Genomic DNA, 13409 nt, shown 5'->3' with positions numbered 1-13409 from the left:
GTGGCCTTTCGGCGAAGTGGGCGGATCCGTGACGCGGTGCGGGGGGCGGGCGAGGGCCGACGCCCTGACGCGGGGCGCCTGACGCGGGGCGCGGGGAGGGGGCGCGCGGGACGGAACGCGGAGAGGGGGCGCGCGGGAAGGAACGCGGGGCGGGGGCCGGGCACGCGCGACGCGAGCGGCTGTGAGCGACGGATCCGCGGACAGGATCGGACGGAAGAGGCCGAGACCCGTGGCGCCCTCCAGGAAAGGGCGCCACGGTTCCCGGCGCTTGGGCGGGCGCCCCCACCCAGGGTCGCCCGGCCTCGCACTCCCGACCCCCATCGGGTGTGCGACTTGTGCCGCCGCAGCCATCCCCCACGGTTGGGTGCGGCGGGCACATTCACCATGGTGCGCGATCTCCATGGACGGGCAGTGACAGGAGTATGTCCAGTTCGTGGCAGATCGCGGAGGCCCAGCCGCAGCGTGCGGCCGGTGCTTCGTCCTCGTCCGGGCCTCGCCCCGGGCGTGCCGCGCGCCCGACCGCCCGTCCTGCGGCCCCGCCGGGCCCGCGCGCCGCGTGCGTGTCGGCGCCGCGGCGTAGGCTGGAGACCCCCGGCCGCTCGGCGCGCCGGGCCGTTCGCGTTGCCCCGGCAGGCTGGTGCCGCCCGGGGGCAGCACCAGCCACGGCACGAAGAAGAGACTCCTGATGAGCCTGACCGGACTGCTCGATGTCGTCGCGCGGGACGCGGCGCTCGCCGAGGCGATCGAGGCCGCGACCGCGATCGGTGCCACGGCCGGCGGCCGCCACCACCTGGACCTGGTCGGTCCGCCCGCCGCCAGGCCGTTCGCCATCGCGGCGCTGGCCCGCGCGCTGGCCGGGCAGGCGGCCGGGGAGCGCGGCCGCCCGGTGCTCGCCGTCACGGCGACCGGCCGGGAGGCCGAGGACCTCGCCGCCTCGCTCCGTTCGCTGCTGCCGCCCGACGCGGTGGCCGAGTACCCGGCCTGGGAGACGCTGCCGCACGAGCGGCTCTCGCCGCGCTCGGACACCGTCGGCCGCCGGCTGGCGGTGCTGCGCCGGATCGTGCACCCGCGGGCGGACGACCCGGCGGCCGGCCCGGTGCAGGTGATCGTGGCCCCGGTCCGTTCGGTGCTCCAGCCGCAGGTCAAGGGGCTGGCCGAGCTGGAGCCGGTGGCGGTTCGGCGCGGCGAGTCGCACGACCTGGAGGCGGTGGCCCGGCAGCTGTCGGCGGCCGCCTACGCGCGGGTCGAACTGGTCGAGAAGCGTGGTGAGTTCGCCGTCCGCGGCGGCATCCTGGACGTCTTCCCGCCGACCGAGGAACACCCGCTGCGGGTGGAGTTCTGGGGCGACGACGTCGAGGAGATCCGGTACTTCAAGGTCGCCGACCAGCGCTCGCTGGAGATCGCCGAGCACGGCCTCTGGGCTTCGCCCTGCCGTGAGCTGCTGCTGACCGACGAGGTCCGGGCGCGGGCCGCCGAGCTGTCCGCCGAGCAGCCCGGGCTGGCGGAGATCCTGGACAAGATCGCCGAGGGCATCGCGGTCGAGGGCATGGAGTCGCTGGCGCCCGTCCTGGTGGACGACATGGAGCTGCTGCTGGACGTGCTGCCGCTCGGCTCGGTCGCCGTGGTCTGCGACCCGGAGCGGGTCCGCACCCGGGCGACCGACCTGGTGGCGACCAGTCAGGAGTTCCTGCACGCCTCCTGGGTGGCGGCCGCCGCCGGCGGGGACCGGCCGATCGACCTGGAGGCGATCGACGTCTCGGCCGCCTCGCTGCGCTCACTCGCGGAGGTGCGCGAGCACGCCGCCGAGATCGGCCTGCCCTGGTGGTCGGTCAGCCCGTTCGCGACCAGCGGGTCCAGCGTCAGCGAGGTGCCGGCCAGCGGCGGAGCCGCTGATCGGTACGGCGATGCCAACACCCTGGCCCTGGGCATGCACGCGGTCGAGGCGTACCGGGGCGACACCGCCCGGGCCATCGCCGATGCCAAGGAGCGGCTGGCCGCCGACTGGCGGGTCGTCATGGTGACGGAGGGCCACGGGCCGGCCTCCCGGCTCGCCGAGGTGCTCGGCAACGAGGGCATCCCGGCCCGGCTGGTCGCCGACCTCGCCGAGGCGCCGACCAGGGACGTCGTCTACGTCTCCTGCGGCTCGATCGAGCACGGCTTCGTCGACGAGGCGCTCAAGCTCACCGTCATCACCGAGACCGATCTCTCCGGGCAGAGGTCCTCCACCAAGGACATGCGCCGGATGCCGTCCCGGCGCCGCAACGCGATCGACCCGCTGGCGCTGGCGGCCGGCGACTACGTCGTCCACGAGGCGCACGGCGTCGGCCGGTACGTCGAGATGGTGCAGCGCACGGTGCAGGGCGCCACCCGCGAGTACCTGGTGCTGGAGTACGCGCCGGCCAAGCGCGGCCACCCCGGCGACCGGCTGTTCGTGCCGACCGACCAGCTGGACCAGGTCACCAAGTACGTCGGCGGCGAGGCCCCGACGCTGCACCGCCTCGGCGGCGCGGACTGGGCGAAGACCAAGCAGCGGGCCAAGAAGGCGGTCAAGGAGATCGCCGCCGACCTGATCAAGCTGTACTCGGCCCGGATGGCCGCGCCCGGCCACACCTTCGGCCCGGACACCCCGTGGCAGCGCGAGCTGGAGGACGCCTTCCCCTACGCGGAGACGCCCGACCAGCTCACCACCATCGCCGAGGTCAAGTCGGACATGGAGAAGTCCGTCCCGATGGACCGCCTGATCTGCGGCGACGTCGGCTACGGCAAGACCGAGATCGCGGTCCGGGCGGCCTTCAAGGCGGTGCAGGACGGCAAGCAGGTGGCGGTGCTGGTGCCGACCACGCTGCTGGTGCAGCAGCACTTCTCCACCTTCGCCGAGCGGTACTCCAACTTCCCGGTGACGGTGAAGGCGCTCTCCCGCTTCCAGACCGACAGCGAGGCGAAGGCCGTGCTGGAGGGGCTCTTCGAGGGCTCGGTGGACGTCGTCATCGGCACCCACCGGCTGTTCTCCTCGGAGACCAGGTTCAAGGATCTCGGCCTGGTCATCGTGGACGAGGAGCAGCGCTTCGGCGTCGAGCACAAGGAGCAGCTGAAGAAGCTGCGCGCCAACGTGGACGTGCTGACGATGTCCGCCACGCCGATCCCGCGCACCCTGGAGATGGCGGTCACCGGAATCCGGGAGATGTCCACCATCACCACCCCGCCGGAGGAGCGGCACCCGGTGCTGACCTTCGTCGGCCCGTACGACGAGAAGCAGATCTCGGCCGCCATCCGGCGTGAACTCCTGCGCGAGGGCCAGGTGTTCTACATCCACAACCGGGTGGAGTCGATCGACCGGGCGGCGGCCCGGCTGAAGGACCTCGTCCCCGAGGCGCGGATCGCCACCGCGCACGGGCAGATGGGGGAGACCGCGCTGGAGAAGGTGGTCGTCGACTTCTGGGAGAAGGAGTTCGACGTCCTGGTGTCGACCACGATCGTCGAGTCGGGCATCGACATCTCCAACGCGAACACCCTGATCGTCGAGCGCGGTGACACCTTCGGTCTCTCCCAGCTGCACCAGTTGCGCGGCCGGGTCGGCCGTGGGCGCGAGCGCGGCTACGCGTACATGCTGTACCCGCCGGAGAAGCCGCTGACCGAGACGGCGCACGAGCGGCTGGCCACCATCGCCCAGCACACCGAGATGGGCGCCGGTATGTACGTGGCGATGAAGGACCTGGAGATCCGCGGCGCCGGCAACCTGCTCGGCGGCGAGCAGTCCGGGCACATCGCGGGCGTCGGTTTCGACCTCTACATGCGGATGGTCGGCGAGGCCGTGGCCGAGTTCCGGGAGTCGCTGGCCGGTGGCGGCGAGCCGGAGGAGGAGCCGCTGGAGGTCAAGATCGAGCTGCCGGTCGACGCCCACGTGCCGCACGACTACGCGCCGGGCGAGCGGCTGCGGCTCCAGGCCTACCGCTCGATCGCGGCGGTCAACTCGGAGGACGACATCAAGCAGGTCCGGGACGAACTGGTCGACCGGTACGGCAAGCTGCCCGAGGCGGTGGAGAACCTGCTGCTGGTGGCCGCGCTGCGGCTGTACGCCCGCCGGTGCGGCATCGCGGACATCACGCTGCAGGGTGCCAACGTCCGGTTCGGGCCGGTGGAGCTGCGCGAGTCGCAGCAGCTGCGGCTGAACCGGCTCTACCCGCGCAGCCAGGTGAAGGCGGCCGCCCAGCAGCTGCTGGTGCCCCGGCCGGCCACCGGGCGGATCGGCGGCAAGCCGCTGGTCGGGCGGGAACTCCTCGGCTGGTGCCGTGAGTTCCTGTCCACCATGTTCGACGACCTGGCGGGGGCGAAGAAGTAGCGGCGGGAAAGTCGCCCGCCGGTTCGGCGGGCCTTGCGGCGGTCTCGGGCCATGGTGCCTGAGGCCGCCGTCGCGCGTTCGGCGGGTGCGGCCCCGGGTCAGCCCAGCTTCCACTGGCCGCTCTGCGGGGCGAAGCCGCTGTCGAGGCCGAACTGGGCCTTGTCGACCTTGATGTCCTTCGGCACCTCGAAGGTGACGAAACCGAGGGCACTCTCCCCGGGGGCGATGCTGGCGGGGAGCTGGAAGCTCGGGCCCGCCTTGGTGTCGGCCACCGTCGAGCCGAAGGCCTGGCCCTCGGCGTCCAGCAGCTTGGCGCTGTTGCCGGGGACGTCGCGGTAGGCCTTCTTGCCACTCGCCTTGATCCGGAACTGGACCGAGACGAAGCGCTTGCCGTCGGCCGGGTGGGTGAACTCGTCCTCGCCCTCGGCGTTGTCCACCACCTTCACCAGGGTGACGTCGGCGGTGTCGGCCGGGTCGTTGCCCTTGAGCGCGATGGTGTCGCCCGGCTTGGCCACGGCCTTGGGTGCGTCGGCGGGCTTGGACTCGGCGGGCTTGGCGGTGCCGGCGGAACCTGCGGCGTCGGCCGCGCTCGTGGCGGCCGAGGTCTGCTTCGGCTCGGTGGAGACGGTGGACCCACCGGTGGAGTTGCAGGCCGTCGCGGTGAGGGCGACGAGCGCGGCGCCCAGCAGCAGGGCGGCGTTGCGGCGGGTGGTGCGGGAGGTGCGGGTGGCGAGCCGACAGAGAGATCACACCATCAGCTGTGAACCATGTCAACATTGATTCACGAAACCTCTCTGTTCACGTGTGAACGATGGATCGGAGGGTGCTGGCTATGCTGTGTGATCACACCCCGCCCGTGCCGCCGCCTCGCGACGGCACCCGCCCCCTGTGCGCCGAAGGAGTCTCCATGCCGGACCGTCCCGAGGTGACCGCCGTCGAGATCGCGCGGCTGGCCGGGGTCGGGCGGGCCGCCGTCAGCAACTGGCGCCGCCGTCACGCCGACTTCCCCCGCCCGGTCGGCGGCACCGACAGCAGCCCGACCTTCGCCCTCGACGAGGTGGCGGCCTGGCTGCGCGGACAGGGCAAGATCGCCGAACTGCCGCTGCTGGAGCGCGTGTGGCACCTGGTGGAGACGCTGCGCGACCCGGCCGGCCACCCCGCCGCACCACTCGTCCAGGCCGGCGCCGTCCTGCTGCTGCTGCACCGCGAACCCGACCGGTGGCCCGCACTCGCCGCCGAACCGGACACCCGGCTCGCCACCGCCCTGCCGCGGGCCCTGGCCGAGACCGCCTCCCGCGCCTTCGGCGGCGACGGCGCCGCCGCCCTGCACCTGTCCGGCCTGCTCGGCTCCACCCAGCTGGACCTCGCCCGCCTGCTGGCCGAACTCGCCGCCACCGCCGGCGGCCCGGGTGCGTACGAGCAACTGCTGACCCGCTACGCCGAGGCCAACACCCGCCAGCTCAGCCCCACCCCGCCCGAGGCCGCCGAGCTGCTCGCGGCCGTCGCCGGCGTCCCCGCCACCGTGCTGGACCCGGCCACCGGCCTAGGCGCCCTGCTGCTCGCCCTCCCGTCCACCACCGGCCGCTACGGGCAGGACGCGGACGAGGTGACCGGCGCCCTCGCCCGGCTCCGGCTCGCGCTGCACACCCCGGCCGGCGACCCCGGTCCGCTGCCCGTCGAGCTGCGCGCCGGCGACGCCCTGCGCGCCGACGGCTACCCCGGTGACACCTTCGAAGCCGTGCTCTGCCAGCCGCCGTACAACGAACGGGACTGGGGTCACGACGAGTTGCAGTTCGACTCGCGCTGGCCGGGAGGCCTCGTGCCGCCGCGCGGCGAGTCCGAACTCGCCTGGGTGCTGCACTGCCTGGCCCACACCCGCCCCGGCGGCCTCGCCGCCCTGCTGCTGCCGCCCACCGTCGCCACCCGACGGGCCGGGCGCCGGGTCCGCGCCGAACTGCTGCGCTCCGGCGCGCTGCGCGCCGTCGTCGCACTGCCGGCCGGAGCCGCACCGCCGTACGGGGTGCCGCTCCACCTCTGGGTGCTGCGCGCGCCCCGGCCGGGCGACGACTTCCGGCAGGTGCTGCTGCTGGACGCGGCCTCGGCCACGCTCTCCGCCGGTCACCTCGCCGGGCACTCCGTCGGTCACCCCGGCACGCTCTTCGCCGCTGAAGCCGAGGGCGGGCGCGACAAGGTCCGCTGGCCCGAGCTGCGCCGGACCGTCCTGGACGCCTGGCGCGCCTTCGACCTCGCCGCCCGGGAGGGCCTGCCGCTGCCGGCCGACCGGCCGGGCGTGCACCGGACGATGGCCGCGATCGACCTGCTCGACGACGAGACGGACCTCTCGCCCAGCCGCCACGTCCCGCCCGCCGACCCGGTCGGCGGCGCCGCCGAACTCGCCCACCTCAGCGGCCGGCTGACCGAACTCCTGGCCGGCCTGGCCGACCCCGGCTCGCTGCTGCCCGACCCGGCGCTGGCGACGGCGCAGCCCCCGGCGGTGGCCGGGCCGGTCGTCACGGTGGGCGAACTGGTCCGCGGCGGAGCGCTGGAGGTGTACTCCTCGGGCGCCGGCGCACCGACCCGCCCGGTGGGCGCCGACCCCTCCGGCACACCCGTCCTGACGGACCAGGACGTGATCACGGGCAACCCGCCGAGCGCCGTCCTGGACGCTTCCGGGCCGGCCGGCGGCATCCGGACCCGCCCCGGTGACGTCCTGGTCCCGGCCCTGGGCACGGGCGCGGCGCGCGTCGTCCAGGACGGCGGCCCGCCGGCCGGTGCCGCGCTGGGCCGCCAGCTCCACCTGCTGCGCCCCGACCCCGCCGTGCTCGACCCAGACTTCCTGGCCGGCCAGTTCCGCTCGACGGCCGCCACCCGGCGGGCCGCCAGCCACGCCTCCACCACCGCCCGCCTCGACATCCGCCGGGTCGAGCTCCCTCGCCTTCCGATCGCCGAACAGCGCCTGCTCGGTGCCGCCTTCGCGCGCCTGGCCGGTTTCGAGACCACCCTCCAGCAGGCCGCCGGTCTCGCCCACACCCTCACCCAGGCCCTCACCGACGGCCTCGCGACCGGCACCCTGGCCCCGCCCGGCCGCCCCTGAATCCCGGGTCAGGTCCGGTCCGGCTGCACGGACGCCACCACCGGCCCGCGTCCGGCCGTCCCACCCGCCGTGCGTGGCCGGGGCCCGGAGGCTGGGAAGCCCCCCGGCGTGTCGGCCGCGGAAGGTACGGTGTTCGGGGTTCGTCCGTCCTGCGGCCGGCCACCGTCCTCACTCGCTCAGGAGCGCACATGTCAGGGCAGTACCCCGGGCAGTTCGGACCACCGCCCGGCGGCGCGTTCCCCGGCGGGCCCCACGGCGGCCCGCCGCACGCCGGAGGGACGGGCGCGGTGCCGTACCCCGTTCCACCGCCGCCCGGCGCGGCGCGGCGCCCCGGGCCCTACGGTCCGCTCGGCCGGGTACTGTGCGCCCTCACCCCGCTGGTGACGGTCGGTCTGCTCGGCATGATCCCCTCTCTGCTGCTGGCGATCCGCCGCCGCCGGGCGTACGACATCCTCGGCGCGGTGGTCTTCGCCGGGCTGTTCCTCACCTACCTGGTCTGCGCGGGCGTGGCCGGCGGCACCGGGGACGCGCCCGCCGCGGACACCGTCGGCATGGTGGCCATGGTGCTGATGTGGTTCGGTGCGCCGCTGCACTTCCTGGCGATGGACCTGCGCGTCGTCTGGGAGGCCGGCCTGCCGAAGGCGCCCGCCCCGGCGGCCCACTACCCGCAGCCCGCCGCGCCGTACGCACAGCCCGCGCCCGGTGCGCCCTACGCTCCGACCCCCGCGCCCGGGTACGCCGCACCGTTCGGTGTCCCGGCTCCGCCCGGCGCGGCAGCCCCGAACACCCCGCCGCCCGTACCCGGCTACGGCTACCCGGCCCCGGCCCCGGCCCCGACCGCGCCCGCGACCGGCGAGGAGCTGCGCGAGCTGGGTGAACTGCTGCGGCGCCAGGCCCGGGAGGGCGGCCGGCCGTGACCACCGCCAGGGTGATCGGCGGCCGCTACCGCCTGACCGAGAAGATCGGTCACGGCGGGATGGGACAGGTCTGGGGCGGCTACGACGAGCGGCTGGACCGCCCGGTCGCCGTCAAACTGCTCCGCACCGACCGCCTGCTCCCGGGCGACCCGTCCGCCGGTGGCGGGACGGAGCACCGCCGGCAGGGGGACGAGCTCCGCCGCCGCTTCCTGCGCGAGTGCCGGATCACCGCCGCCCTCGACCACCCCGGCCTGGTCACCGTCTTCGACGCGGGGGAGGACGGCGGCGAGCTGTACCTGGTCATGCAGCGCGTACCGGGCATCAGCCTGGCCGACCTGATCGCCGAGGACGCCCCGTTCCCGCCGGAGCGCGCGGCCGCCGTCGCGGCCCAGCTCTGCGCGGCGCTGGCCGCCGTCCACGCCGTACCGGTGGTCCACCGCGACCTGAAGCCCAGCAATGTGATGGTCCGGGACGACGGCCGGACGATCCTGCTCGATCTCGGCATCGCCACCGCGCTCGACACCGAGGCCACCCGCCTCACCCTGACCGGCGTCCCCGTCGGCAGCCCGTCCTACATGGCTCCCGAGCAGGCGCTCGCCGCGACGGTCGACCCGCGCAGCGACCTCTACGCGCTCGGCTGCATGCTGCACGAGATGCTCGCCGGCGAGGAGCCGTTCCGCGCGCCCACCGCGCTCGGCGTGCTGCGCCGACACGTCGACGAACCGCCGGTGCCGCTGCGCGAACTCCGCCCGGACGTCCCGGAACCGCTGGAGCGGCTGGTCCTCGACCTGCTCGCCAAGCAGCCCGACGGCCGCCCCGCCGACGCCCAGGAGGTGCACGCGCGGTTGCTCCCGCTGTTGCCCGCCACCACCCGGGAACCGCAGCCCCGGTACGGGCCGCTGCCCGATCCCGCCCGCCCGTACCGCCACCCCCACCAGCCGCAGCACCGGCCGATCGAGGCCGCGGCGCCGGTGCCGTCGCCCGCGCCGCGTGCGGAACCGCGCCCGTTCCTGATGGCGGCGGTGCCGGGGCCCGTCCTCCCGTCCTCGCCTCCCCCTCCTGTCGCGGGTCCCGCTGCGGCGGCGACCGGGCCGACGGCGTCCGGGGCAGCGGTGTCCGGGGCAGCGGCGTCCGGGGCGGACCTGGCGGCGGCCTGCGCCCGGCTCTCCGACCTGCTCGACGCGGGCCGCCGCGCGGAGGTGCTCGATCTCGCCGGCACGCTGCTGCCCCGGGCCCAGGCCGAACTCGGCGACAGCGCACCGCTCGTGCGCACCGTCCGGACCATCTACGCCCGCACCCTGCACCAGGAGCGCCGCTACCGGCAGGCGCTGCCCGAGTACCGGCTGCTGGCCGCTACCGCTGACGGTGGCCCGCACGGCCCGCAGGCGCTCGAACACCGCTACCGCGCCGCCGAGTGCCTGGAGCGGCTGGGGCAGGGCACCGAGGCGCTCGCCGAGTACCGGGCGCTGCTCGCCGACGCTCCGGGCCTCGACCCGGAGCGGGCGTTCGACGCGCGCGAGCGGATCGGCCTGCTGCTGGCGGCGGGCGGTGATGCCGAGGGCGCCTGGCAGTGGCTGCTCCAGCTCCTGTTCGACCGCGAACGCCGCGAGGGCCCGCACCACCCGGCCGTCCGACGGCTGCGCCAGACCCTGGACACCCTCCAGCCGCACCGCACCACCAACAACCCCGCGCCCCCCGATCCCCGTGCCGATCCCCGTGCGGCTCCCTGGCCCTCCGCCCCCTGAGCCGCCGGCCGTCACGGGAGGCCCGGCCAACCCGGCCCACGTGGCACCGCCGCGGCATCCGTATGACTTTCGGCAGATCCGGCGTTGCCGCCCGCCTCCTACTGTCGTAGCCGTGAGGACGAACGGTGAGCGGTGGAGCGGGTGGCTCGACGGCGGCCTGCTGGCGGGTGCGGCGGCGGCGACCGGGGCGAGCACGGTGAGCATCTGGTGGGCTCTGCCGGCGATCGGAGCGGCGTTCCTCGCCGGGTGGCGGACGGACCGCGTGCGGTGGGCCGCGGTCGTCCTGGCGGCGATGGTCGCGGTCGGGGTGGCGGCGGCGCTGACGGTGCCGGCATGGATGGTCCAGGGGACGTCGTTCCTGTCCCTGGTGGTCTGCGCGGGGATGGCGCCCTGGATGGCGGGCAGGTTCTGGCGGCAGTCGCAGGAACTGGTCCGGGCGGGCTGGGAGCGGGCGGAGCGGCTGGAGCGCGAGCAACGGTTGGTGGCCGACCAGGTTCGGCTGCGCGAGCGGGCCCGGATCGCCCAGGACATGCACGACGCCCTGGGTCACGACCTGAGTCTGATCGCCCTGCGGGCCGGTGCACTGAAGCTGGCGGCCGACCTCGCGCCGACGCACCGTGAGGCGGCCCAGGAGATCCGCAAGGGCGCGGGAGCGGCCGTGGAGCGTCTCGCGGAGGTGATCGGAATCCTGCGGGACGAGGCGGACGAGGCGGACGAGACGGACGAGGCGGTCCGGGGCCCCGCCGACGCGGGAGTCGGCCAGCTGGTCGAGGAGGCGGCGGCGGCCGGGTTGGAGGTCCGGCTGATCGTGACCGGCACAGCCGACGGCCTGCCGCGCGCGGCCGAGCACGCCGCCTACCGGGTGACGCAGGAGGCGCTGACCAATGCGGCCAAACACGCCCCGCTGGCTCCGGTCACGGTGCGGGTGGCCTACACACCGGACGGCGCCCGGGTCCAGGTGGTCAGCGGGCCGTCGCCGGCGGCTCCGGCGGCCGCACCGGGCGGGGGCGGCCGCGGGCTGATCGGCCTGGCCGAGCGGGTCAGACTGGCCGGCGGAACCCTCCGACACGGGCCGGGTGCCGACGGCGCCGGCTTCGAGGTGCTCGCCTTCCTTCCGCGCTCCGGTGCGGCCGTCGCTCCGGCCCCCGGGCCCGGCCCGGTGTCACCGGCCCGCGAGCTGAGCCGCGCCCGTCGCCGGGTGGGCCGGATGATGGCAGCGACCGTCCTGCTGCCACTGGTCACCGTGCTGGTGCTGACCGGTCTCCTGCGGGGATGGACGATCTACAGCGCAGGGCGTGCGGTGCTGGCCCCGGCGGCCTACGCGTCGCTGCGGGTCGGCCAGGACCGCGCCACCGTCCAGCGTTTTCTGCCGGGTCATCAGTTTCCGTACCATCCATCCGTGGGGAACCCGCCACCCCGGGGAGAAGGAGTGACGTGCGAGTACTACGCGATCACCGCCGAACCGTTCGGCAACGACCGTTCCGGCGACGCGTACCGGCTCTGTTTCCAGGGCGGCGTGCTGATCTCCCTGGACGCCCTGGTCGCGTGAGCGCCGGATGAGCGGCGGCGAGCGGGCCGCGACCGGCAGACCGATCCGGGTGGTGATCGCCGACGACGAGCCGATGGTCCGCGCAGGCGTCCGCGCGGTGCTCACCACCGATCCGGGGATCGAGATCGTGGCCGAGACCGGGGACGGCCGGGAGGCCGTCGAACTGGTCCGCCTCCACCGCCCCGATGTCGTCGTGCTGGACATCCGGATGCCCGGCGCGGACGGCATCACCGCTGCCGCCGAGATCCGCCGCACCGGCGCCACCACCGGGATCGTCATGCTGACCACCTTCGGTGAGGACGACTACATCCTGCGGGCCCTCTCCGGTGGCGCCAATGGGTTCCTGATCAAGTCCGGTGAGCCGGAGGAACTGATCGCCGGAGTGCGGGCGGTGGCCGACGGCGCGGCCTACCTCTCACCCAAGGTGGCCGCGCGGGTCGTCGCCCACCTCGCCGCCGCCGGAGCCGGCGGGCCGGCCGACCGCCGCTCCGCCGCCCGTGAACAGGTGGCCGGGCTGACCACCCGGGAACGGGACGTGTTGACGCTGATCGCCGCCGGACTGTCCAACGGTCAGATCGCGCGCCGGATCGGGGTGGTGGAGGGCACCGTGAAGGCCCACGTGAGCTCCATCCTGGCGCGGCTCGGCGTGGCCAACCGGGCGGCCGCCGCCGTCCTCGCCCACGAGGCCGGTCTGACCACCGGCGGAGCGTGCGCGGGCGGACCGCGCGCCTGACGGCGGCGCCGCCAGCAGTGGGCCCAGCACCCGTATACCGGTCAGTGACGCCACGGCGGTGGTGGCGAGCGGTAGCAGCGCGACGACCACCGCCGCCGTGATCGCCCCGCCGAGAGCCGCCCCGGCGACCACGTCGTGCGGATAATGCACCCCGGCGGCCACCCGCAGCGCGGCCGTCGCGCCGCCGACCGGGACGACCAACAGGGCCCAGCGCGGGCGCAGCAGGACCAGGCCGGTGGCCAGGGCGACGGCGAGGGTCGCGTGGTTGCTGGGGAACGACCAGTCGCCCGGGGGCGGGCACTCGGCGACGGCCGGCCGTGCGGACAGCACGCCGGACAGCGCGCGGCAGGGGCGCTCCTCTTCGATCACGACCTTCAGCACCTCACTCGCCCCGTACGCGAGGACCGTGCCGAGGCCGGTGAGCGCGACCCCCGCGACGAGGTGGACGGCGCGCCGGCTGCGGGCCGTCCACCAGCACAGTGCCAGCAGCAGGCCCAGCACCAGTAGCCCGGCCTCGGTGGCGGGCTCCAGCAGTGAGCCGAGTCGGTGCGGCGCATCGGCGACGACGTCGGCCACCCGCCGATAGCCGGTGGCGGACGCGCCGGTGATCACCCGGGCCGGCCCGTCCTCCCCACCGCGGGCCGGCGCCAGCGACCCGACCACACCGGTGCCCGCACCCAACAGCACCACCGTCATGGCCGCCCGCGCGCCGGTCGTTCCGACCGCCCTCGTACTGACCGCCCTCGTCCCGACCGCTTCGGCCCCGACCGTTCTCGTCCTGGCCGCTCGCTTCCTCTTCCTGACCTTGTTCGTCATGGTCAGGACGGTAGGGGCGGTCGGGGGCTCGCGACCCGGGCCGAAAGGCAGGGCGAGACCTGGACGATCGTCAGGGTTGACAGCCGCCGCACGCCTGGTGACCCGTTCGGGTCACGGTCCGCGCGATGCGGGCCCGGTCGCCCTAATCTCAGGACAACGCCCGGCCGCTCGTGGGAGGGCGGCCCCGGACGCGTGTCACCCCACCCCGGAGACCAG

Annotated in this window: 7 protein-coding genes and 1 pseudogene; 6 read left to right on the top strand and 2 right to left on the bottom strand. The window is 75.2% G+C overall.

The window, feature by feature from the left end:
• Window positions 1-685: 685 nt before the first annotated feature.
• On the top strand, window positions 686-4339 hold the full coding sequence (gene mfd / locus AB0J08_RS00260) for a transcription-repair coupling factor (RefSeq protein WP_360624317.1): 3654 nt from the start codon (window positions 686-688) through the stop codon (window positions 4337-4339).
• Window positions 4340-4437: 98 nt separating this feature from the next.
• Here the strand turns inward: mfd and AB0J08_RS00255 are convergent, their stop codons facing one another.
• A complete protein-coding gene (locus AB0J08_RS00255; protein ID WP_360624314.1) occupies window positions 4438-4854 on the bottom strand; it encodes a DUF4352 domain-containing protein in 417 nt (138 codons plus the stop codon).
• Window positions 4855-5246: 392 nt separating this feature from the next.
• Between AB0J08_RS00255 and AB0J08_RS00250 the strand changes: the two genes are divergently transcribed.
• The 5 genes from AB0J08_RS00250 to AB0J08_RS00230 all read left to right on the top strand — a co-directional run bounded on the left by AB0J08_RS00250 (window position 5247) and on the right by AB0J08_RS00230 (window position 12377).
• A complete protein-coding gene (locus AB0J08_RS00250) occupies window positions 5247-7433 on the top strand; it encodes an N-6 DNA methylase (RefSeq protein ID WP_360624310.1) in 2187 nt (728 codons plus the stop codon).
• Between the two features lie 188 nt (window positions 7434-7621).
• Window positions 7622-8350 carry a hypothetical protein gene (locus AB0J08_RS00245; RefSeq protein ID WP_360624307.1) on the top strand — a complete coding sequence of 243 codons (729 nt, stop codon included), beginning with the start codon at window positions 7622-7624 and terminating at the stop codon, window positions 8348-8350.
• Window positions 8347-10095, top strand: a complete 1749-nt coding sequence (locus tag AB0J08_RS00240) for a serine/threonine-protein kinase (protein WP_360624304.1) — start codon at window positions 8347-8349, stop codon at window positions 10093-10095. Before AB0J08_RS00245 ends, AB0J08_RS00240 begins: the two co-directional genes overlap by 4 nt.
• 112 nt (window positions 10096-10207) lie before the next feature.
• Window positions 10208-11644 carry a histidine kinase gene (locus AB0J08_RS00235; protein WP_360624301.1) on the top strand — a complete coding sequence of 479 codons (1437 nt, stop codon included), beginning with the start codon at window positions 10208-10210 and terminating at the stop codon, window positions 11642-11644.
• A 7-nt stretch (window positions 11645-11651) separates the two neighbouring features.
• On the top strand, window positions 11652-12377 hold the full coding sequence (locus AB0J08_RS00230; protein ID WP_360624298.1) for a response regulator transcription factor: 726 nt from the start codon (window positions 11652-11654) through the stop codon (window positions 12375-12377).
• A gap of 93 nt (window positions 12378-12470) precedes the next feature.
• Here the strand turns inward: AB0J08_RS00230 and AB0J08_RS00225 are convergent.
• Window positions 12471-13073: pseudogene (locus AB0J08_RS00225) on the bottom strand (phosphatase PAP2 family protein); the annotation flags it as partial.
• Window positions 13074-13409 lie beyond the last annotated feature (336 nt).

The sequence above is a fragment of the Kitasatospora sp. NPDC050463 genome (genome assembly GCF_040655255.1).
In the GTDB taxonomy this organism is placed as follows: Bacteria; Actinomycetota; Actinomycetes; order Streptomycetales; family Streptomycetaceae; genus Kitasatospora.
The sequence above is the reverse complement of the archived record's forward strand: the minus strand, read 5'-3'. Positions and strand labels throughout refer to the sequence as shown.